Annotated in this window: 18 protein-coding genes and 1 pseudogene; 7 read left to right on the forward strand and 12 right to left on the reverse strand. The window is 45.4% G+C overall.

What is annotated here, in order from left to right; translation table 11 throughout:
* The 6 genes and pseudogenes from NO352_RS13540 to NO352_RS13565 form a co-directional block, all read right to left on the reverse strand.
* Positions 1 to 69, reverse strand: a pseudogene (locus NO352_RS13540) (IS200/IS605 family transposase); the annotation flags it as partial.
* Between the two features lie 203 nt (positions 70 to 272).
* Positions 273 to 2,180: an ABC transporter permease gene (locus tag NO352_RS13545; RefSeq protein ID WP_289355890.1), complete on the reverse strand. Its 1,908-nt coding sequence runs from the start codon at positions 2,178 to 2,180 to the stop codon at positions 273 to 275.
* Entirely contained in the window at positions 2,155 to 2,919 is a 765-nt protein-coding gene (locus NO352_RS13550; RefSeq protein WP_289355891.1) for an ABC transporter ATP-binding protein, read from the reverse strand. Before NO352_RS13550 ends, NO352_RS13545 begins: the two co-directional genes overlap by 26 nt.
* Before the next feature lie 195 nt (positions 2,920 to 3,114).
* Entirely contained in the window at positions 3,115 to 5,022 is a 1,908-nt protein-coding gene (locus tag NO352_RS13555; RefSeq protein ID WP_289355892.1) for an FtsX-like permease family protein, read from the reverse strand.
* Positions 4,997 to 5,761, reverse strand: coding sequence for an ABC transporter ATP-binding protein (locus NO352_RS13560; protein ID WP_005546552.1), 765 nt, complete (start codon positions 5,759 to 5,761; stop codon positions 4,997 to 4,999). The genes NO352_RS13555 and NO352_RS13560 overlap by 26 nt, the downstream gene beginning before the upstream one ends.
* A gap of 212 nt (positions 5,762 to 5,973) precedes the next feature.
* The gene (locus tag NO352_RS13565; RefSeq protein WP_005546551.1) at positions 5,974 to 6,273 is read right to left on the reverse strand and encodes a hypothetical protein; all 300 of its coding nucleotides are present in this window, start codon (positions 6,271 to 6,273) and stop codon (positions 5,974 to 5,976) included.
* 358 nt (positions 6,274 to 6,631) lie between these two features.
* Here NO352_RS13565 and NO352_RS13570 point away from each other — a divergent pair, with 358 nt between their 5' ends.
* The gene (locus tag NO352_RS13570; protein WP_005546550.1) at positions 6,632 to 8,824 is read left to right on the forward strand and encodes a HelD family protein; all 2,193 of its coding nucleotides are present in this window, start codon (positions 6,632 to 6,634) and stop codon (positions 8,822 to 8,824) included.
* Between the two features lie 140 nt (positions 8,825 to 8,964).
* On the opposite strand, the gene NO352_RS13575 is transcribed toward NO352_RS13570, so the two are convergent.
* From NO352_RS13575 to NO352_RS13585, 3 genes are all read right to left on the reverse strand, one after another.
* A complete protein-coding gene (locus tag NO352_RS13575) occupies positions 8,965 to 10,173 on the reverse strand; it encodes an ATP-binding protein (RefSeq protein WP_206703740.1) in 1,209 nt (402 codons plus the stop codon).
* 102 nt (positions 10,174 to 10,275) lie between these two features.
* Complete coding sequence (locus NO352_RS13580) at positions 10,276 to 11,934, reverse strand: hydroxysqualene dehydroxylase (protein WP_262866589.1); 1,659 nt, start codon at positions 11,932 to 11,934, stop codon at positions 10,276 to 10,278.
* A 291-nt stretch (positions 11,935 to 12,225) separates the two neighbouring features.
* Complete coding sequence (locus tag NO352_RS13585; RefSeq protein WP_005546548.1) at positions 12,226 to 13,017, reverse strand: lipid II flippase Amj family protein; 792 nt, start codon at positions 13,015 to 13,017, stop codon at positions 12,226 to 12,228.
* A gap of 171 nt (positions 13,018 to 13,188) precedes the next feature.
* Between NO352_RS13585 and NO352_RS13590 the strand changes: the two genes are divergently transcribed.
* Positions 13,189 to 13,677 (forward strand): copper amine oxidase N-terminal domain-containing protein, encoded by a 489-nt coding sequence (locus tag NO352_RS13590; RefSeq protein ID WP_289355893.1) that lies wholly within the window; start codon positions 13,189 to 13,191, stop codon positions 13,675 to 13,677.
* Between the two features lie 112 nt (positions 13,678 to 13,789).
* Here the strand turns inward: NO352_RS13590 and NO352_RS13595 are convergent, their stop codons facing one another.
* From NO352_RS13595 to NO352_RS13605, 3 genes are all read right to left on the reverse strand, one after another.
* On the reverse strand, positions 13,790 to 14,353 hold the full coding sequence (locus NO352_RS13595) for a GNAT family N-acetyltransferase (protein ID WP_005546546.1): 564 nt from the start codon (positions 14,351 to 14,353) through the stop codon (positions 13,790 to 13,792).
* 201 nt (positions 14,354 to 14,554) lie between these two features.
* A complete protein-coding gene (locus tag NO352_RS13600; protein ID WP_005546545.1) occupies positions 14,555 to 14,998 on the reverse strand; it encodes a flavodoxin in 444 nt (147 codons plus the stop codon).
* Positions 14,999 to 15,199: 201 nt separating this feature from the next.
* The gene (locus tag NO352_RS13605) at positions 15,200 to 15,664 is read right to left on the reverse strand and encodes an NUDIX domain-containing protein (RefSeq protein WP_005546543.1); all 465 of its coding nucleotides are present in this window, start codon (positions 15,662 to 15,664) and stop codon (positions 15,200 to 15,202) included.
* Between the two features lie 250 nt (positions 15,665 to 15,914).
* Between NO352_RS13605 and NO352_RS13610 the strand changes: the two genes are divergently transcribed.
* The 5 genes from NO352_RS13610 to NO352_RS13630 all read left to right on the forward strand — a co-directional run bounded on the left by NO352_RS13610 (position 15,915) and on the right by NO352_RS13630 (position 21,606).
* Positions 15,915 to 17,636: a peptide ABC transporter substrate-binding protein gene (locus tag NO352_RS13610; protein ID WP_005546540.1), complete on the forward strand. Its 1,722-nt coding sequence runs from the start codon at positions 15,915 to 15,917 to the stop codon at positions 17,634 to 17,636.
* A gap of 117 nt (positions 17,637 to 17,753) precedes the next feature.
* Positions 17,754 to 18,692, forward strand: a complete 939-nt coding sequence (locus NO352_RS13615) for an ABC transporter permease (protein WP_005546538.1) — start codon at positions 17,754 to 17,756, stop codon at positions 18,690 to 18,692.
* Positions 18,689 to 19,639 carry an ABC transporter permease gene (locus tag NO352_RS13620; RefSeq protein WP_289355894.1) on the forward strand — a complete coding sequence of 317 codons (951 nt, stop codon included), beginning with the start codon at positions 18,689 to 18,691 and terminating at the stop codon, positions 19,637 to 19,639. Before NO352_RS13615 ends, NO352_RS13620 begins: the two co-directional genes overlap by 4 nt.
* An 18-nt stretch (positions 19,640 to 19,657) precedes the next feature.
* Positions 19,658 to 20,650: an ABC transporter ATP-binding protein gene (locus NO352_RS13625; protein WP_005546534.1), complete on the forward strand. Its 993-nt coding sequence runs from the start codon at positions 19,658 to 19,660 to the stop codon at positions 20,648 to 20,650.
* Positions 20,647 to 21,606, forward strand: a complete 960-nt coding sequence (locus tag NO352_RS13630) for an ABC transporter ATP-binding protein (protein WP_268599727.1) — start codon at positions 20,647 to 20,649, stop codon at positions 21,604 to 21,606. Before NO352_RS13625 ends, NO352_RS13630 begins: the two co-directional genes overlap by 4 nt.
* Positions 21,607 to 21,701 lie beyond the last annotated feature (95 nt).

Below are 21,701 nucleotides of genomic sequence, written 5' to 3' on the forward strand. Positions count from 1 at the left end.
CGGGGTGAACACAATGTGGTATTTGCACATCCACTTCGTGTGAGCTAGACTATAGTTCTTGTTTGCCATCTAAGACCGTTCCTTTCATTGAGCCTGAACATCTCAATTTTATCGGGATGGTCTTGTTGGTCAAACCCTCGATCCCTCCACCCGCATAGCGGGTGGTTTTTTGTTTCGTGCGGTTCACGCACTCAACGGGCTAAAGCCCATAACAAAGAGCAGACCGATCAACGGTCTGCTCCTTACTATCGATGCGTATGACTGAACCCGTCCTACAACACCTTCTTTAGTTTTTTCACATAGTTTGCTCGGATGAACAAGAAATAGAGTACCTGTATAACGAAGAATGTACCGAGCACAAGTACGATTTCCTTCAAAATAGAGATTTGCGGGAACAAATTTTGCAGCGTGTTCAATGCCACAGCTCCATGAAGGACAGCTACGATGATCGGAACAAAGAACAACAGGCCAATTTGAGTGGATACAATTTTTGACAATTCCCCTTCTGTCAAGCCGAGCTTCGAAATGGCACGATACTGAATAATGTCGTGATCCAAATCCGAGAACAAGCGAAAGTACAGGAAGCTGCCTGCCGCCACGAAAAATACGATGCCAACGAACAAGCCTGTCAGCAAAATCTGTCCCATGCCCTGATTCATTTCCGTCATCGCAAGTGCTCTCGAACTGAATCGGTAGTTGGCACCAGCCTGATCCGCATTCAATTGCTTTTCCAATTGCTCGGACAGTTTCTTCGTACTTTGCCAATTATCCATAATGTAAATATGGTTTGTCATATCTGTCTTAGAAGCAGGCAGCACCTTGAAATCTTCATCCGATATCACAAGCACATGATGTGCAGTCATGTATTGGCGAACATCCCTGCTCATCTGAGGCACATCTGCCAATTGAAGCTTGCTACCATTGCTCAGGGTCAAGGTCTGCCCCTTCGACCAGTCCGTCTTTCCTCGGTTATACCCGAAGTCATCCATCTTGAATTGCAGCAATATCGCGCTTCCTGCATCTACAGCAATCTTATCCTCCGAGATTCGATTATAATCAGATACTGGTATCGCATTAAAAGAGTATCTATCCTTCAGCTTCGCATCCTTATTATGAATGACAAAAGAGTCGTAACTAATATTTTCCTTCTTCAGCCCTGCTTCAATGTAGGCAATATGTTTCTGCTCCTGCTTATCGCCAGTTGTCGATTCATAGGATAATGGCGGCATAGAGCCGGCTACACTTTCCGTCAACATCGCCTTGAACCCGACAAGCGTGCCGATCGCTGTAAACGCTACTGTTGAAATAATCGCGACCAAGAAGAACATTCGCGCATTGTCCTTCATCCGGTAGGCCAGATCGGACAGTGTCAGCATATTTGTACCGCGGCGATACAGCTTCTTGTTCTTCTTCAGCTTGTGAATGATGTATACACTGAGCTGTGTGAACAAGAAGTAGGTGCCAATCGATACGAGAATGACAACTGGCAGCAAGGCCAGCATAACAAGGGCGCCGCGTACGACAAAAGCTATCGCATAACCGATCAGCAGCAGCATGGCAGCCAAAATAGCCAGCCATACCGACGCCTTCGGCTCGGGTTTTGGCTTCGTCGAGGCTTTCAATAGGTCAATAAGTGAGCTTGTTCGCAAGATTGTCGCCGTAAAGAATGAGATTGCAAGGAACAACAGTATAAAAGCCACAAATGTAAACCAAATCGCCTTTGTTGGCAAGTAAAACGATAACGAATGCTCCAAATACAACATGGACGAACCGAGCATAAGCATCCCTTTGGACATAATCAATCCTGCTGCTATACCGGTTACAGTCGAGGCAAATCCAATGATCGTATTTTCTAGAAATACGAGACGCTTCAACTGCATATTGGACATTCCCTGCATGATGCATACACCGAATTCTTTCTTCCGTGTCTTCAAGAAGACGCTCATCGAATAGAGGATGAAGAAAAACGTAAAGACGTAAATAATATACTGGGCAACCTGCATCCCTGTTTGTGCGCCTTTTCCGAATCCCCCACTCTCTGCCAAATTCAATTCTGGATGGAAAGCCAGCATTGAATACACGAAAAAGATCATAACAGAGAAAGCACTGCTTATAAAATAACCGGCATACAGCCGCGCGTTGCGAATAACGTTTTTAAACGCGAACTGACGAAAGTTCATCTTCCGCGCCTCCTATTGCCGACAACACATTCATAATTTCCTGGAAGAACACTTGTCGTTGATCATGCTTGTGCAGCTCCTGGTACAGCGAGCCGTCCTTGATAAAGATCACGCGATCACAGTAGCTGGCAGCGAATGTATCATGTGTAACCATCATCATCGTCGTGCCGTCCTCTTTATTGATCTTCTCCATCATTTCGAGAACGTCCTTAGCTGACTTCGAATCCAAATTCCCTGTCGGTTCATCCGCAAGCAGCAACTGCGGATGATGGATCATCGCACGAGCGATTGCCGTCCGCTGGCATTGTCCCCCAGAGATTTCGTACGTGCGCTTGTCCAAAATTTGCTTGATGCCCAGCTTCTCCGCTATCGCTTGCACACGCTGCTCCTGCTCCTTAATGCTCACATTTTCCAATGTTAACGGGAACACGATATTTTCCTTCACCGTCAAAGTTTGCAATAGGTTGAAATCCTGAAACACGAATCCGAGCTGACGGCGGCGGAACAATGCCAGCTTGCGCTTATTTAAGGCGTGAGCATTACTCCCACCGATCAATACTTCTCCAGATGTGGGCTTGTCGATTGTCGATACTACGTTCAAAAATGTCGTTTTCCCGCTCCCTGACGGCCCCATGATGCCAACAAATTCGCCTTCTCGAATGGTCAGGTTCAAATTAGATAAGGCTTTATAGGAAACTTTACCTTCATATACTTTAGAAACATTTTTAACCTCTAACACAGTCTCACACGCTCCTTGTCATTTCGATATCTTTACTGTACTGCGAATTAGTAAATGCAACCATTGTTGTTGCTTACATTTTCCTTTCATTTTTGTCATGTTCACCAGAGCTGCTGTGCTATTGAATCAAAAAAAGAGAGCAAGCCATAATACGGCCTGCCCCCAATAACGATTTACTGCGATATTCCTTCGTCATTACAATACTTTTTTCAGCTTTCTTACATAGTTTGCTCGGATGAATAAGAAGTACACGACCTGAATGATAAAGAACGTACCTAATACGAGTATGATTTCTTTCAAAATCGATACGTTCGGGAACAAGTTCTGCAACGTATTCAGTGCAACTGCTCCATGGACGATAGCTACAATGATCGGAACAAAGAACAGAAGTCCGATTTGTGTCGTAACAACCTTGGATAGTTCCCCTTCAGTCAATCCCAGCTTCGAAATTGCCCGGTACTGGATAAGATCGTTATCCAAATCCGAGAATAGGCGGAAGTACAGGAAGCTGCCTGCTGATACGAAGAACACGACTCCGACAAATAAGCCAGTCAGCAATATTTGTCCCATCCCTTGATTGAGTTCTGACATCGATGTCGCTCTGGATTGGAAGCGGAAATCTTGCTGCTTTTCAGTTTGGAACTGCTTTTCCAGGTCTGCTGACAATGCCTTTGTCGCCTGCCAGTTTTCCATGTTAAAGATATAATGTGTTTCGTCGAACTTCGCAAGCGGGATTGCCTTAAAGTCCTCATCTGACAGTACCAGCACTTCTCCGCCCGACACATATTGTCTCACCTCGTCGGTCATCTCAAGTGAGTCAACAAGCTTCAACTTACCTGTCTGCTTCACTGTCAAGGACTGCCCCTTCGACCAATTTGAAGTGGAACTCATATTGCCAAAATCATTGCTTATCGTTGCCAGCATGAATCCTTCACCCTGACCGAGCTGAATGCGCTCTTTAGCGAATGAATTGTATTCCGTTGCACCAATCACCTTTATAATTGATCCGTCTTTGAATTCTGCTGTTTTACTATGAATGATGTAGGCATCATACTTGATGTTTTCTTTCTTGAGTGCTGATTCAATCATAGCTACATGTTTCTGCTCTTGATTATTGCTCATTGTATTCGATTCATACGACATAGGCGGCATCAGGTCTGCCACACTATTTGTCAGCATTGCCTTGAAGCCAACGAGTGTACCAATAGCTGTAAAAGCTACCGTGGAAATAATCGCGACGAGGAAGAACATCCGTGCATTGTCCTTCATCCGATAGGCCAAGTCCGACAATGTCAGCATATTTGTGTTTCTGCGGTACAGCTTCTGCTTCTTTTTCAGCCTATGAATGATGAATACGCTTAGCTGCGTGAATAAGAAATAAGTGCCTACTGAGACTAGAACGACGACAGGCAGCATGGCGAATAAGACCTGTTCCCCACGGACTACGAACGCAGTTCCATAGCCGCCCAAGATGCATAGTGCTGCAAATATCGCGAGCCCCGCATTAGCCTTAGGCTCTGGCTTCGGCTTCGTCGAAGCTTTCAGCAGGTCAATCAAGGAACTTGTACGCAATATGGTAGCCGTAAATAATGAAATCGCAATAAACAATGCCATGAAAGCTGCGAACGTGAACCACAACGCCGTCGTTGGGAAATAGAATGACAATGGATCATCCAAATACAACAGCAATGAACCCAGCATGAGCATTCCCTTAGACATGACTAGTCCAGTCAATATACCTGCAACGGTTGAAGCAAATCCAATAATGATATTTTCTACAAATACGAGGCGCTTCAACTGCATATCAGACATCCCCTGCATGATGCAGACACCGAACTCTTTCTTTCGAGTCTTCAGGAAGACGCTCATTGAATACAGGATAAAGAAGAAGGAAAATACATAAATGATATACTGCGCGACTTCCATCCCTGCTTGCGCGCCCCTGCCATACTTGCCGCTGCCAGCCATATTCAATTCCGGGTGAAAAGCCAGCATCGAATAGACGAAGAAAATCATGACGGAGAACGCACAGCTTATGAAATAACCGGCATACAGCCGTTTGTTCCGAAAAACGTTCTTAAACGCGAACTGACGAAAGTTCATCTTCCGCTCCCCCCAATGCCGACAATACATTCATAATCTCTTGGAAGAATACTTGTCGTTGATCGTGTTTGTGCAGCTCTTGGTACAGCGTACCATCCTTGATGAAAATGACACGGTCGCAATAGCTCGCTGCAAACGCATCATGGGTTACCATCATCATTGTGGTGCCATCTTCCTTGTTGATTTTCTCCATCATTTCAAGCACGTCCTTGGCTGATTTGGAATCCAAATTACCAGTCGGCTCGTCCGCAAGCAGCAGCTTAGGTTGATGAATAATCGCTCTTGCGATCGCAGTGCGCTGACACTGACCGCCAGATATTTCGTAGGTGCGCTTGTCCAAAATATGACCAATACCTAGCTTATCTGCGATACCCTTAACACGCTGCTCTTGCTCCTTAATGCTCACATTCTCCAGCGTAAGGGGGAACACGATATTTTCCTTTACCGTTAATGTTTGCAGCAGGTTGAAATCCTGAAATACGAATCCGAGTTCCCGACGGCGGAACAAGGCAAGCTTGCGCTTATTAAGAGCATGCGCATTACTGCCGCCAATCAACACTTCTCCCGACGATGGCTTGTCAATCGTGGACACGACATTCAGGAATGTGGTCTTCCCGCTCCCAGAAGGCCCCATGATGCCGACGAATTCGCCATTTCCTATCGATAAATTCAAATTTGAAAGCGCCTTGTAGGACACTTTTCCTTCATATATTTTGGATACATTTCTGACTTCCAACATCGATTCGAATTACACTCCTTCGTAAACCTTTTCTGTACAACATACTTTACCTGTTACGATGAAATGTAACCATTGTTATGCCTTACAATTTCCTTTCATTTTTGTCATGTAGACCATTTTAATAAATCACATCTCCTAGTCAAATAAAAAAGGATCCTCGCATGACAGTATGCAAAGAATCCTTTTATATCGACAACTAGCTTACAGTCTACTTAATGATGATCCCCTTTTCTTCGTCCAAATGCAAAGCCCCCAAAGCCGCCTACAATTGCTATGTAAAATCCGAAATCATACCACCAGCCTGTATTATTCATTTCGTAAACACGAATTCCGTCTTTGAACAATCCAATAATAAGCGAGATCGGTGCGATCCATCCATGCCATATTCCCCAGAAGAAGCCTGCAGGTGACTGCTCTGAGTACGAGCCGTCTCCAGGCACGCATCCGCTTAGCATAACTGACATCATAACAAATACTGTACATAAGAGAAGAAATCGTTTGGAATGTTTCATTTGAATGACACACCTCCTCTTTTAGGATTACTCTCACTTGTAACATGGAAATCAAAATCTAGGTGTCGAAATTCTCTTGTCCACTTTTCAATACGACGCATTACATCATTATGGTATGAATATCGAGGTTAATACTTACTTTTCCTATCATCATTATATATGGCTTGATAGCGTACATTTTGACGAATATAGCCGCCCCGCGGCTCTTGCCGAATTCTAGAGCCTTCTCTAGGGAACCAAAATTTCATTGCCTTTTTAGCCTCGTTATGATATATTAGTTCTTCTCTTTCCATATTTTGAGGTTTCGATCAAGGAAGTGGAAAAGAGCATACAATCCTTTCTTAGGAGGTAACTGAAGGTGAGCGACACGTTTCAAAGTGCCTTTCAAGAAGAGCAACACCGTCTGAAAGACACGCTCGACATCATCGAGCAACAATACGAAAAGGTTCATCATGTAGTCCCTTATACAGGGCACGACTTCACACTGCAAGTATTAGAGGACAATCGCAAACAGCAGGAAGAACGCTTGGCTCAAGCTCGCAAAGAGCCTTATTTCGGTAGAATCGATTTCGAAGAAAATGGCAAGAACGAAGCGCTTAAGCTGTATATCGGCAAACGTGGAGTTCATCGCAGTGCAGAAGTCGAGAATGAAGCGTACCCGCTCGTGATTGACTGGAGAGCACCAATAGCGAGCTTATTCTATTCCTTCTCCGGCGGAACCGCTCCGGTATCTTATGATTCATTAGACGGCCCTATCGAGGGCATCGTACATCTCAAGCGCAACCTGGCAGTACGCAGCCAACAATTGCAAAGAGTCGTAGACACCTATAATCGTTCTGAAGGCGACAGTCATGTCACAGACGAATTTCTCGTCTACCGATTAGGAGAGAACAAGGACAATCGACTGCGCGATATCGTATCTACGATTCAAGCGGAGCAGGATCGAATCATTCGCGCTCCCAAGAATACTGCATTGTTCATACAAGGGGTCGCTGGTAGTGGTAAGACGACCGTAGCCCTGCACCGCCTTGCTTATTTGCTTTATCAATATCAGGAGCAGATTCGTGCTGAGAAGATGATGATTTTTGCGCCGAACCGCATGTTCCTGAACTATATATCCGATGTCCTGCCTGAACTGGGTGTCGGCAACATCCAGCAGCAGACGTTCCCTGACTGGGCCTTGGCCGTGATGGATATGCAGTTATCGGTTACGCTCGCATCACCAATGGAACAGGTTGAAACATGGTACGGCTCCTTGGATTCACGTCCTGTATTAAGTGACCAAGTGTCTGGCCGATTCAAAGGCTCTCTTGCCTTCCTCACTCATATTGAGCAACTGATGAAGGAGTCCGAACAGCATGCGGTTCCTACCATCGACTTTTCACCTTGGGACGGAAATGTCCTTCCATATGCAACCATATACAGCTGGTTCCATGAAGAATATCGCTCCTATGAACCGGCGAAGCGCAAAGAACGAGTAATGGCGCGCATTCAGCGCTGGATTCAGATGGAGCTAAAGCGAGAACATTCCAAGACGATACTGAAGGATAAGAAGAAGCTGTCTACGCAGCGTCTCAAGGCCTACATGAAAAAATGGCCTGCTTTGGATACGTGGCTCATGTATCGTTCCCTATTCGACCCAAAAGCTAAGGACAGTGAGACTGCTTCTAACAGCTTCGTTATTCCAGAACCTGTACGTAAAGAGACGTTCGCATATCTAAAGAAAAATACTGTACGTCATGAAGATCTGGCAGCGCTGCTTTATCTGCATATCCTTCTGCATGGAATTCCATCGGAATACCGGTACGACCATATCGTCATCGACGAGGCTCAAGACTTCTCACCGTTACAGATTGCGGTACTGGATCGCTTCGCCAAGAACCACTCTTTCACTATACTAGGCGACCTCTCACAGGGGATTCACGCCTATGCCGGGATACATGATTGGTCAGAGATGAGGGAGCTGTTCGAAGCGGAAGCCACAGATTACTTCGCTTTAACACGCAGTTACCGCTCGACGATGGAAATCATTCGGTTCGCGAATGTCATCCTAGAACGCGGTGTCGGAACAGATATGCTGGCCGTTCCTGTATTCCGCAGCGGGCAGAAGGTGCGTATCGTCAGCAGTAAGGCCGACGAAAGAGCAAAGCAGTTGAAGCAAATGATCGCAGACTTCCAGAACAGCGGGCATAATACGATTGCGTTATTAACCCGAACAGCAGAAGAAGCAAGGGAGCTGCACGTCGTGCTACAAGCTGAAGCCGAAGGAGATCTGAAGCAGCGAATCCACCTGATTGATGGAAATGAGCAGCAGTATGAGGGTGGAATATCCGTTCTTCCCGTTTACTTGTCCAAAGGCTTGGAATTCGATGCTGTTCTGGTCATTGACGTCGATGAGCAGCGCTACCCGAGCAGCTTGCTTGATGCGAAGCTGCTGTATGTTGGCTGCACACGCGCCCTGCACGAGTTGTGGATTCTTCATGAACCGACGGCTAAGCTATCGCCGCTCGTATGCACGGATGACGAAGATACGGTCGACTATATTCCTTAATGAAACGCAGCACATTCACCTATACAAAGGACATTCTTTAGCGAATTCTATTTCCTTGAAGAATGTCCTTTGTTCGCGCATTCATCCAGAACATTCGTTCCCCATTTGACAGCACTTGCACTTCACATCGAAGTAAAGAATTATAAATGCACTTGCTTATATTGGAGCACGCAAGTAGTTCCCTCATTAGGTCGGCTATAATACGATATCGTTCCGTTCATCGATTTTACTAAACTGATAACGACCATGAGCCCAAGACCCGTCCCCTTCTCCTTCGTCGTATAGAAAGGCATCCCGATTCGCTTGATTTGGTAGTTGCTCATGCCGACCCCGGTGTCTTTAATATGAATGTGCACACCTTCATTATCCGACCAGGTGGTAACCTTCAGCACTCCTCCATCCGGCATGGACTCGACTGCATTTTTCATGATGTTGAGCAGCGACTGCTGAAATTTCTTCGATTCTCCCATAATGTACATCGGTTTTTGCGATAGATGCTGGACGACCATCTCGACCTTGGACAACAAGCATAGCGGAGATACCATTGGTACAACCGTATCTATTTCTTCCTGCACATGTAAGGGACGTACGGTTTCCACTGTCGGTTTCGCGTAATTCAAATAGTCAGTAATGATTGAATTGGCTTGTTCAATGCCGGAAGCTGCATAATTTCGATACGTTTGAATTTGCTCTGCTGTCAAATTTTTACGATTCATAAGCTGCAGAAAGCCTTGCGCAGTTGTAAGCGGATTGCGAATCTCATGTGAAATTGAAGCGGCAAGCTGCCCAATAACTTGATATTTTTCAGCACGAAACAGTTCTTCCCGCATTCGTTCTTGATTTTTAACATGATGATAAATACAGCTTACATACATGGATGACAGATAGGTTCCGATAATTGCGATCACCAGTTCTGACTGCTGAACAGCACTCCAATTATCGAAGAATATGAAATAGCCAACCAAATATACCGTCAGCAGGAGAAGCGACATCAGGAAAATTTTAAAGTATGTACTTTGCAGCACCTGCTTGTAGTGCAGAATAATTCCAGTTACGAGCAGCAATGTAGAGCCGACGAATGTAGGCATGATGTACATTTGCAAAAAAAGCAATGTGCAAAAGTTAAATGCCAGCCATGTAAATAGTCCGGGCAATAGCCCTTCGAACAGAGCCGCCAGCGCAAGGGACACAGGGGTTAAATGAATACCGTACAACAATGGATCGATATCTTCATAAGCAATATAAAAATACGTTAATACAAATAAAATACAGATAAATAGCAATTTGCGACGGTAATGGGCGAACATGAACTTTGGGGTGATGATTAGGAATATTAGACTTGCACTCATAATGTACAGCAACCCTTTGAATTCATGCGCCAATATGGAATGGATCACACCTCACTATTCCTTTCCCTAACGATTCTGTGCCTTGTACACGATGTTTGTTAGTTAGCCAATGATTTTTCCGTTCCACGGCAGTCCTTTACGGAATCGGGAGCGGTCATTGGAGCGCCATGCCGATAGCAGTGGATAATCATACATATCCCATATTTTGCAAAGTGGGGCATCTATCGAAGAACGTTCAATGATGCAGTTCACTGCTCTTCTTGCTGCCTCATTCGCCCCTTCCATCGTAGCCAAGTCTGTATTGGTACGAACATAGTCCGAAGCAAGGAACAGATTAGGAATTGCGGTATATGCATTCGGCCGCAGGTTCCAGGTATGCACATGATTAACGAGAAGCGGCTCCATGTTGATCACTTCATGTGGATTCGGGAATTGAATATCTTCATCAAGATACCAATGCACAATCATATCATCTCTCAATACCGTTTGTCCTTGATTCAAGCTTCGCTTCAATTGCTCCCATACTTCTATCTTAATTTGTTCGCTTGTACAGTACATTGCGGGCTTCCCATATACAATCCCCGGAGTTTTCCAGTCCGACACATCGATCGAGATAATCCCTGCCACATCTCCATTGCCGAAGCCTTCCATCGGAAAATGCGGCCAAAATTGAGCTTGCGAAACAGAAGTCAGTGCCCATGGACTATCCATATAAATGACATGACCATGAATGATAGGGACATCCTCTTTTAAATAGAACTGTACGCCGTTCATCCATTCGACGTTTTTTGCAAGCTCAGGCAGTCTTCCCAGCAGCGGATCACCCTCGATAAGATCCTCTGTAATGAGTTCCGCCATCACCTCAACCGGCAGTGCTGCTATATAATAATCTGCAGTTACAATATGCGACCGTTCCTCTTCCTTGATAGTCACACCCTGGATTCGCCCATTCTTGCAATGAATATGCTCCACCTTCGCCTTACAATGATAATCGACTCCCCCTTGTCTCAAGTAAGTGAGCCACGGGTTGATCCATACATCATTGGTCGGCCCATTCAATAAGCGATCAGCGCTCCCTCCTGGCAGCACCATATCAAGCATTACTGTTGCGGCAACTGTACCAACCGTACAGGCATTCGCTTCCTTCGCCCGTGCCGCCACCAATATGCGAGTAAGACCTGTGAAGATGTTCCTGAATTCTGCAGATTGCTTCTCCGCCTGAAGGAAATCCCACCATGCTACGCGCTGATATTCCAGAAGCCGCCGTTCATCACAGCTTGTGAGCACCTGCCACAGACAGTTGACATAACGATCTACGTCCTTCTCGCTTAGGCCTAGCTTGTTATCGAATAATGATTTTAGCAGTGTGCGCCAACCGCGTATAGACTGCGGGAATTCGGTCAGAAAAGGCAGCATTGGACGAGTAAAGAAGGCAAGCCCCAAATTCGTTCCTTCAATGAGATTGTCAAATACCGTGGAACGTTCCGTGCTGTTTGGGTGCTGATAGGGAATGCGTTTCATGGTGTCGGTAACATGCTTGTAAAATTTCGGGAAGAACCGAAATCCATGTTCTCCTGGCAAATCAGGACGCCCATTCGTTCCCGTATTAGGCACCGGCATGCTGCGCGCCTTCCCTCCAGGAATCGTTCTCCATTCATACACAGAGACACGAAATCCACGTTCCATTAATTCATGTGCTGCGCTCATGCCAGCGATACCGCCGCCGAGCACAACCACACTTGGGCGATCTTTCCCCACCATAAAAAATTGAGCACTCCTATTCCATTTGATGATTGGAAAAATAAACTATTTTCATATTACTATAAATCGACTGTTTGCAACACCTCTCTGCGCAGATCTACAAAAAAACAGAGCGTTTTCAATTCCAACTCAACTCTATTTCGAATAGCAACAATTGCAAGGAACAACAAAAATACCTGCCCTTTCTTTCGAAGAGCAGGGATATCGTCCGTTGTCCTTTACTAGAGAAAGAACGGTTCATTTTTCATAAATATGGGTAATGAAACACATGTCGAACGCAAGTACATACCGTTAAAGTATTTGTACAACCCAGGAGATCCACGCAGCAGCTGGATAGAACAGAAGCTGAGCTACAATTGTTCCTATTACTCTTGAAAACATCAGGAGTGCGAATATTTTTCCTAGTCGATTTCGTTCTTTTGCATCGCCCATTGCGCGATCGGTAAGCATTGCCATTTGCGGATCGACAAAGATCGTGAGTATGATCGTAGCTAGTCCATTAATAAGACCGGAAGATTGGGAAGCAGCCGTACTATATTCGGGATTGAGCGCTGATGCGTAAAGTGCAGCAAGAACACCTATCGTATAAATGCTGGTGACCAGGCAGTTCAATAACAGCAATCGCTTCGGGATACCCAGAATTCGCAGCGAGCGAAGCATTCTCCAGGTCGGTGTTCGAAGATGATGCTTTACATGTCGGAGCTGATCAAGAGATACCGAGGTAATTAATTTCGGAATAGAGCCTGAGACTTCTAAATGACGTATGACTCTCGTTGCAATCATAACAGCAGTTGGGAATAAGAGCATCGCGAGTAGTGTTCCTGCAGTGGAAGCGCCAATCACGATTCGAAATTGACCTTCCAAATCAAATTCCGGATTCTGCTTCGCATAGTCAATCATTTTCCCTGTCATAGGGCCTTGAAGCAAGTTCGAAGTACGAGATACGAGGACAATAATACCGGTTAAGGATAGAGCAACCGCAAGCCTGCCTGTACGCACGCCTGCGTATCGCACCGCATAGGACAGTGTCTCAAATAAATGGATAAGTAAAGTAAGCAAGGAGATGATGATGATTTTATCCAACGTGAACTCCCCCAGATTAAGATCAATGTGATTGGTACTAACTTCGAAGGAATGTTTTTTATTTTCTCATGCAGTTCCCGTACTTGTCCAGCTCCAAAAAAGAGTTTTGATATGTTGCAACTTTTTTGTTACAAAATCGTTATATCTGTTAAAGGGGGTTTTCCGGTTCTCATGAATAATGTAACTCGCAAATGGAATTATAGCCTATCCATTCTAATAGGTTGTCTATTTATATCAACCATTCTCATCAGTTCAGGCATCGCATATGCAGGCGAGCTGACCTCACATATGCCTCACAAGCCGTCAATCCCGGCCGTACGTGTGGTAGATATGGATGGAAACGCCTTAACCCATGAAGGCCTTATCGAGAATGGAATGACTTACATCCCTGTTAAGGATTTAAGCGTACAATTGAATTTGAAGGTACGATGGGAGGCATTCAGCCACACCGTATATATTGAAGGCGATAAATCCGATATCACATGGAGCTCGCTCACGGACAAAATGAAGGTAAATGGCAAGGATACCGTCCTTACGACATATCCCAAAATTATAAACAACAAAACCTACATTCCTCTCCGTCTGCTGCAGAACGTATTCGACTATCACTTTGGTTGGGACAGCAAAACCAAAACTGTCACCCTGCTAAACAATTGGTAGCGTATCAAAAGGACGGACACAGAATAAAACTAATCGAGCTTGAATCATAAAAGAGCATTGCTGGTTAATACCTTTTGATAACCTGTACTGCTCTTTTTATGTTTTTTATATTTTAATTCAACACAGCTTTGTTGATAATAGAGAACAAGAGGACATCCTCATAGCGTCCTTTTGCCAATATATGCTTGCGCAGCATCCCCTCTTGCTCCATCCCGCATTTCTCCAACACACGTATAGAAGCATAATTATTTGGAAAACAGCGAGCCTCGATCCGGACAAGCTTCATCTTCGAAAATCCATAACGAATGACCTCATCCACAACTTCTGTCATGATGCCCTGACCCCAATATGTTTTTGATAGGGCGTAGCCGATTTCAGCGCGCGCATGGTTCTGATTCCAATATCCGAAGCCGCATGTGCCGATAAGCCGCTCAGACTGCTTGTCATATATGCCCCACGGTGCAATTTCTCCGTGATGATATCGTTGACTAATCAAGTTCAGAAAGCGCTGAGAATCTTCGATCGTCTGATGAGCGGGCCAGGTTGCAAACCGGGAAATCTCCTCATCGGATGCATACTTGAACATATCCTCAGCATCGTGAAATGTCATCTCCTTCATTCGTGTGCGAGGTGTGCTAAGAACCGGAACTGGAAAGAATAGTTCTGTCTTGCGCATAAGTATCTCCCTCCTATTGATGGATTCCATCTACACAAAATCATGCCATATTCACCCATAGTTGTCTAACAGCCAACAATTTGATATACCCTTATTATCGCAAATAAAAACAGCCCGCACGCTGCATGAGCGGACGAGCTGCTATTTCTTCTAACGCGCAAAATATAACCAATTCATTAATACAAAATTACAAGATAGAAATTAGCCACGAAGCTTGCCAATAAAGGAGCTGCCAAATTGTCTGCACTGTTCCTTCTCATCCGACTTCGGCGTCAACTCTACTTTTAAGCCATCCAGTATGACCTCACAACCACGTTCACGCAACTTATCAATCAGAATATCAACCGCAGCACCGTATTGAGCGTAGGAAGAGTCACATGAACCAAACACAGCCGCTTTCTTTCCTGTCAGATCAACATCATCCATTTCCTCGAAGAAATCAAGGAACTCATCGGGAAGCTCACCATCGCCCCACGTATACGCGCCAAGCAATATCCCATCGTAGTCCGCCATTTCAGATGCATAAGCATCCATGACTTCCTTCATCGTAAGAGACTCATCTGTGCTTTTCACACCTTCTGCAACAGCCTCTGCCATCTCCTCCGTATTTCCTGTCATACTCGCATAAACAAGCAATGTGCTCATGTATATAGCCCTCCAAAAAAGTTTTATGTACATACTTGTGATATTGATAATCATTATCATTATAGTGGGTGCTGTCTCATTTCGCAAGCTACAATCTTCTGCCAAATAAAAAAAGGACAGGGTCTCTGATACGAGCTCCTCATCCTCAATTGCATCTAAAAACAAATATCTCCAACCTCACGATACGATAACGATTATTGCTTAATTGGTATCTCCCATATACACATTTTTTGCGCTTCCATCTTGCAGTTTCGGTATCAATTGCGCAGGATAGACCCGAATTTGATCTAACGCTGACAACGCAACCCATTCTACACCAACTTGATGCTCGTCTGGATTCGTTCCTTGCATGGATACTTCCGCTTCCAGCGGAGCAGCAATGTCAGCATGGAAATAAAATTCTACTTGATGAACATGCGCATCCCATTCTGCAAACTGATGATTTTTTCCTATGTATTCCCGTACAAAAGCAAGATCATACACACGGATATTGCACCCTATTTCTTCCACGCACTCCCGCTTCAATGCTTCACTCAGTTGCTCTCCATGCTCTTGACCACCTCCAGGGAACAAGTAGAAAAAGCCTTCATGATCCTTATTTTTCGTAAGTAGCACTTTTTCATCTTGAATAATGATCGCTTTTGCTGAATTTCGTATTGGCAACATGCTTCTCCCTCCTTGATACAAGCGTATTCCGATACTACATTGTACCTTAGTACACATTCTGTCAATGCGGTATATGTTACGAATTTGATAAATTTTTTATAAAATTGATACAAAAAAGGAAGACGAAATTCGAGTGCTATGATAGTATATGCTACAAACCAGGTGTCAATTATCTCCTCTGACCTGCATCTGTGTATGATTGGCGTATGGTGCAAATGATAATTTCCATTGAGAGGGGAACTGTACACGCATGAAACGTAGATCCATGATGCTTATGTTGACGCTTTTGCTGGCAATAAGCGCGTTTGTAAGCGCTTGCGGAAGCAGCAGCACTCCTGCCCCTGAGTCCAAGCCAAGCGAAACTCAGAATTCTGGAGACAGTGGGACAGGCGAGAAAAAAGAAGAAAACAAGGACGAGGCACTCGCTGCGGATCAGACCTTCCGCTTCAACCTGAAGAGCGAACCTCCTTCTCTTGATCCAGGAACGTCTCAGGACACGACTTCGTTCCAAATATTGAGCCACATTTATGAGGGGCTCACACGAATGGACGAACACGGAAAAGCCATTCCGGGCATTGCAGAAAAATGGGAGGAAGATGCAGCGAAGAAGAAGTATACCTTCCATCTCCGCAAAGACGCCAAATGGTCGAACGGCGACCCTGTTACTGCGAAAGATTTTGAAAAATCATGGAAACGCGTGCTTGATCCGACGATGCAGCCGGCTCCGCCATATGCTTATCAGCTGTATTACATCAAAGGCGCAGAAGATTACCACAAAAAGAAATCCACAGATCCGAATAGCGTAGCCGTTAAAGCACTTGACGAATACACGTTGGAAGTTGAATTGACAACACCAACTGCTTACTTCTTAAGCTTGCTTTCCTTCCAATCCTACTTCCCCGTCCACACAGACGATCGCAATTCAAAATGGGCTTCTGAAGCGAACACAATCATTTCCAATGGCCCATTCAAAATTTCTGACTGGAAGCACCAAAACTCGCTCGAGCTTGTTAAAAACGAAAATTACTATGCAAAAGATGAAATCAAATTCACAAAAGTTCAAATGACGATGGTAGAAGATCCTGCTACAGAAGTGAGCATGTATGAAACAGGAGCACTCGAAATAGCTGGCCAGCCAACAGGTGAAATTCCTGTTGACCAAATTGCGATGCTGAAGGAATCGAAGCCAGATGAGCTTCATATTAAAGGCTATGCTTCCACGTACTATTACCTGTTCAACAATAAGCAAAAGCCATTCGACAATGTCAATATCCGCAAGGCACTTGCCATGGCTATCGATCGTAAGCAAATCGTTGACAAAGTCACGCTTGCTGGTCAAACGCCTGCATTCGGTATAGTTGCTAAAGGTATTGCTGGGTTAGACGCTGAATATCGCAATGAAACAGATGACAGTGCGTACTTCAAGGAAGATGCCGCAGAAGCAAAGACTCTGCTTGCAAAAGGCTTAAAAGAGTCCGGCCTGACCGAAATGCCTGAATTCACGCTCGCCCACAATACGAATGAAATGCATAAGAAAGTTGCTATAGCTATCGCGAATATGTGGAAAAACACGCTTGGTATCAAAGTAAAGGTTGAAAACCAGGAGTGGGGCGTATTCCTGAAAAACCGTACAGCATTGAACTATCAAGTAGCTCGCGCCGGCTGGACAACCGACTATAATGATCCTATGTCATTTATCGATCTGTATATGACAGGCAGCGGCAACAACGATATCGGATACAGCAATCCTGAATTCGATAAACTGGTGAAGGATGCGAAGGCTTCCACAGATCCAAAAGCTCGAATGGAATTGATGAAGCAGGCTGAGAAGAAGCTGATTGCAGAGGATATGGCCATCATGCCGATTTTCTATTATACAAGCGTTCAATTGCAGAAGCCGTATGTTAAGAATGTATTTATCGACTACCAAGGACAAATGAACTTCACTCGCGGCCATCTGGCAGAACACTAATGAATCTATCATGTCAATGAGCATGTAAATAGTCGGGGTGCATATGCGGACTTCGTTCATATGTATCCCGACTTTACCATTATCGGTTGAAATTATTCTTCAGGAGGCTGGTGGAATGTGATTCGCTATGTCCTTACCAAGCTAATGTATCTCATTATATCCCTATGGGTTCTGGCTACGCTCACCTTTTTGTTGATGAAGGCAGTACCAGGCGATCCTTTTATGTCGGAAAAAGCAGTCCCGCCAGAGATTCGGGCTCGGCTGCTCGAACAATATGGACTCGATAAACCCGTTTACGAGCAATATTTTGTGTATTTGAACAAGTTGGCGCATGGCGATCTTGGTATCTCTATGAAAATGCAGGATCGTGAGGTTATCCAGGCCATTCGCGATTCCTTCCCCTATTCACTTAAGCTTGGCATTTGCGCATTAATTGTGGCCGTCATCATTGGAATTGGACTTGGAATTGCTGCATCGATGCGGCACCGTAAATTAATTGACACCTTTTCTATGGTGCTTGCCGTTATTGGCGTGTCCGTTCCGAGCTTTGTTCTTGCCTCATTTATGCAATATGTGCTCGGCGTGAAGCTTAAGCTTCTGCCTGTCTTTGGTCTGAGTGGGCCGCTTACCTATATTATGCCAACCATTGCATTATCCGCTCTGCCTATTGCCTTCATCGCCAGATTGACCCGCTCCAGTATGCTGGAAGTTCTGCATTCCGATTATATTAAGACCGCCAAGTCCAAGGGACTGACTGCCGGAGTCATCGTACGCCGACATATTCTTCGTAACGGCATATTGCCAGTCGTCACTTATCTTGGGCCGCTCACTGCAGGTGTCGTGACCGGGTCATTTATCATCGAGCACATTTTTGGAATCGGAGGACTTGGCAAAGTATTCGTAATCAGTATTACGAACCGTGATTATTCTCTTATTATGGGCATCACCATGTTCTATGGCGTTATATTGATGCTGGCTCGTTTCCTTACTGACTTGGCATACGGTTTTATTGATCCTCGCATTAAGCTTGTCAAAGGAAAGGAGAAAGCGGCATGATTACATACAATAAACAAAATCCATTGCAGCAGACCTCTATCAAGCCTGAGCAATTCAAAAAAGCGAACATCGACGAACATGCGGCGGAGGCGATTGAACGTGAAAGTATTTCCGCCTGGCGCGACTCATGGCTTCGATTACGCAGCAATTGGGCCGCGATGACAGGTCTCGTTATTCTTGTTCTTCTCATTATTATGGCTGTCATTGGACCAATGTTAACTTCATATGACTACGAGACGAATTACTTAGACAAAACAAACTTGCCACCTTCCTCAGAGCATTGGTTCGGCACGGACGATCTCGGCCGCGACATGTTCGCCCGTACATGGATGGGGGCACGAATTTCGCTCATCGTCGGTTTTTCGGCTGCCTGCATCAACCTCATTATTGGCGTTATTTATGGCGGTATTATGGGGTATGTTGGCGGCAAACTTGATGACTTCATGAACAAAGCATCCGAAATTATATTTACACTTCCTGATCTTCTTGTAGCGATTCTGCTTGTTGTTGTTTTTGAGCCAAGTCTTGGCGTTATTATTCTTGCATTATGCTTCACCGGATGGATCAATATGGCCTGGATTGTACGCGGGCAAATGATGCAGCTCAAAAATCAAGAGTTCGTCCTTGCCTCCCGTTCCCTTGGGGCATCTGGAGCTCGGATCTTGTTCCGTCATTTGATTCCCAATTCACTCGGCCCAATCATCGTAACACTCACGCTAGCAATTCCTGTCTCTATCTTTGGCGAAGCAGTTCTTAGCTTCCTTGGGCTTGGCGTACAATCCCCTGCTGCTTCGTGGGGAACGATGATTAGCGATGCATTGAAGGCGATGACCGTATATCCTTGGCGTATTGCATTTCCTGCATTCTTCATCAGCTTAACGATGCTTGCATTCAACATGTTCGGCGACGGACTGCGTGATGCACTCGATCCGAAAATGAAAAAGTAGACGAGGAGGATGACGAATATGAAGCCATTATTGGAAATCAACGACCTTCACGTCTCTTTCCACGTTCGCGGCGGCGAGGTGAAGGCAGTACGCGGCGTCAATTTTCATGTAAATCAAGGCGAGGCTGTGGCCATCGTAGGCGAATCTGGATGCGGCAAGAGTGTAACGGCACAGTCGATATTGCGTCTGCTGCCAAGCCCACCTAGCAAGGTCAAGCAGGGCGAAATTCGTTTCAAAGGCAATAATCTGCTAAAGCTGAAAGAACGAGAGATGCAATCAATTCGCGGCAAAGACATCGGCATGATTTTCCAGGATCCGATGACTTCACTCAATCCAACGATGACGATTGGCCGGCAAATTACGGAGGTATTAACGAAGCATCAGAAAATGAGCTCTGCACAGGCAAAGACGCGTGCTATCGAGATGCTGTCCATGGTCGGAATTCCGAATCCCGCTTCCCGTTTCCAGCAGTATCCGCATGAGTTCTCGGGCGGAATGCGCCAGCGCGCCATGATTGCAATCGCACTTGCTTGTAACCCATCCCTGCTTATCGCCGACGAACCGACAACGGCGCTTGACGTGACAATACAGGCACAAATTTTGCGCGTCATGAAGCAACTGCAGCAGGAAATGGGGACATCGATTATTTTAATCACTCATGATCTGGGTATCGTAGCTGATTTATGCGACCGTGTCATTGTTATGTATGCAGGAAAAATCGTTGAGACCGGGACGAAATGGGATATTTTCAAAAATCCACAGCATCCATATACAAAAGGATTGCTGCGTTCGTTGCCTCGACTTGATCAGAAGAAGGATGAGCCTCTTATCCCGATCTATGGAACTCCGCCAGATTTGATTAAGCCGCCTGCCGGATGCGGGTTTTGCGCACGCTGCAATGATGTAATGGAGATCTGCATGAGCTCTGATCCAGAGAAAACGAATGTAAGTGATTCGCATCAGGCGAACTGCTGGCTTCTGCATCCACTGGCACAGGAGGTGGCAAGATGAGCAGAGAAACATTATTAGAGGTACAAGGACTGAAGAAGTACTTTCATTTGGGCCGCGGCAATGTTCTGAAAGCAGTGAACGATGTAAGCTTCACCATTCATAAGGGTGAAACACTCGGTATGGTTGGGGAGTCTGGCTGTGGGAAGTCTACAGTTGGACGAACTGTTTTACGTCTTTACGAACCGACAGGCGGTCGTACAATCTACAATGGGACCAATATTTATAGTCTGAAGCGCAAGCAGATGGCGGCCATGCGCCGTGAGATGCAGATGATCTTCCAGGATCCGTACGCTTCACTTAATCCGCGCCTCACAATCTCTGATATTATCGGAGAGGCAATTGAAATTCATAAGCTTGCATCTAGCCGTGCCGAGAAGAAGAAGCGAATCGAGGAGCTTCTTGACCTTGTCGGCTTGAATCCTGATCATGCTACACGTTATCCGCATGAATTTTCTGGAGGGCAGCGTCAGCGCATCGGTATTGCCCGTGCACTTGCCGTTGATCCCAAGCTCATTATTTGTGATGAACCGATTTCAGCGCTGGATGTATCCATTCAGGCCCAAGTCGTCAACCTGCTGAAGGATCTGCAGACTAGATTCGGGCTCACCTATTTATTCATTGCCCATGATTTATCCATGGTCAAGCATATTAGCGATCGTGTTGCCGTCATGTATTTGGGCAAAATGGTTGAGCTGACGGACAGCAACACGCTCTACTCAGAGCCGCTTCATCCTTACACACAAGCGCTCATGTCAGCCATTCCTGTGCCCGATCCTGATATCGAAGCTCAGAAGGAACGGATTGTATTAAGCGGTGAACTGCCAAGCCCGATTAACCCGCCAAGCGGGTGCCATTTCCGTACTAGATGCCCTGCAGCAACAGAACGATGTGCCGCTGCAGTCCCTGAATTCCGCGAAGCGAAGCCAGGACATTTTGTGGCCTGCCATCTGGTATAAGCGCTGATCCTATACCCCGCAACAATATAAAAAAGGCAAAGTAGAGAATTCGGATGGGTGTCCCCCTTCTTTCTCCGCTTTGCCTCTTTTTCTTT

Source organism: Paenibacillus sp. S-12, assembly GCF_030363895.1.
GTDB lineage: Bacteria > Bacillota > Bacilli > Paenibacillales > Paenibacillaceae > Paenibacillus_B > Paenibacillus_B alvei.

Bases quoted from the DNA above. Each gene is read 5' to 3' on its own strand.
- NO352_RS13565 (WP_005546551.1), bottom strand. From the start codon at position 6,273: ATGAAACATTCCAAACGATTTCTTCTCTTATGTACAGTATTTGTTATG.
- NO352_RS13560 (WP_005546552.1), bottom strand. From the start codon at position 5,761: ATGTTGGAAGTCAGAAATGTATCCAAAATATATGAAGGAAAAGTGTCC.
- NO352_RS13575 (WP_206703740.1), bottom strand. From the start codon at position 10,173: ATGAGTGCAAGTCTAATATTCCTAATCATCACCCCAAAGTTCATGTTC.
- NO352_RS13580 (WP_262866589.1), bottom strand. From the start codon at position 11,934: ATGGTGGGGAAAGATCGCCCAAGTGTGGTTGTGCTCGGCGGCGGTATC.
- NO352_RS13600 (WP_005546545.1), bottom strand. From the start codon at position 14,998: ATGAGCACATTGCTTGTTTATGCGAGTATGACAGGAAATACGGAGGAG.
- NO352_RS13555 (WP_289355892.1), bottom strand. From the start codon at position 5,022: ATGAACTTTCGTCAGTTCGCGTTTAAGAACGTTTTTCGGAACAAACGG.
- NO352_RS13545 (WP_289355890.1), bottom strand. From the start codon at position 2,180: ATGAACTTTCGTCAGTTCGCGTTTAAAAACGTTATTCGCAACGCGCGG.
- NO352_RS13610 (WP_005546540.1), top strand. From the start codon at position 15,915: ATGAAACGTAGATCCATGATGCTTATGTTGACGCTTTTGCTGGCAATA.
- NO352_RS13630 (WP_268599727.1), top strand. From the start codon at position 20,647: ATGAGCAGAGAAACATTATTAGAGGTACAAGGACTGAAGAAGTACTTT.
- NO352_RS13590 (WP_289355893.1), top strand. From the start codon at position 13,189: ATGAATAATGTAACTCGCAAATGGAATTATAGCCTATCCATTCTAATA.
- NO352_RS13625 (WP_005546534.1), top strand. From the start codon at position 19,658: ATGAAGCCATTATTGGAAATCAACGACCTTCACGTCTCTTTCCACGTT.
- NO352_RS13595 (WP_005546546.1), bottom strand. From the start codon at position 14,353: ATGCGCAAGACAGAACTATTCTTTCCAGTTCCGGTTCTTAGCACACCT.
- NO352_RS13620 (WP_289355894.1), top strand. From the start codon at position 18,689: ATGATTACATACAATAAACAAAATCCATTGCAGCAGACCTCTATCAAG.
- NO352_RS13605 (WP_005546543.1), bottom strand. From the start codon at position 15,664: ATGTTGCCAATACGAAATTCAGCAAAAGCGATCATTATTCAAGATGAA.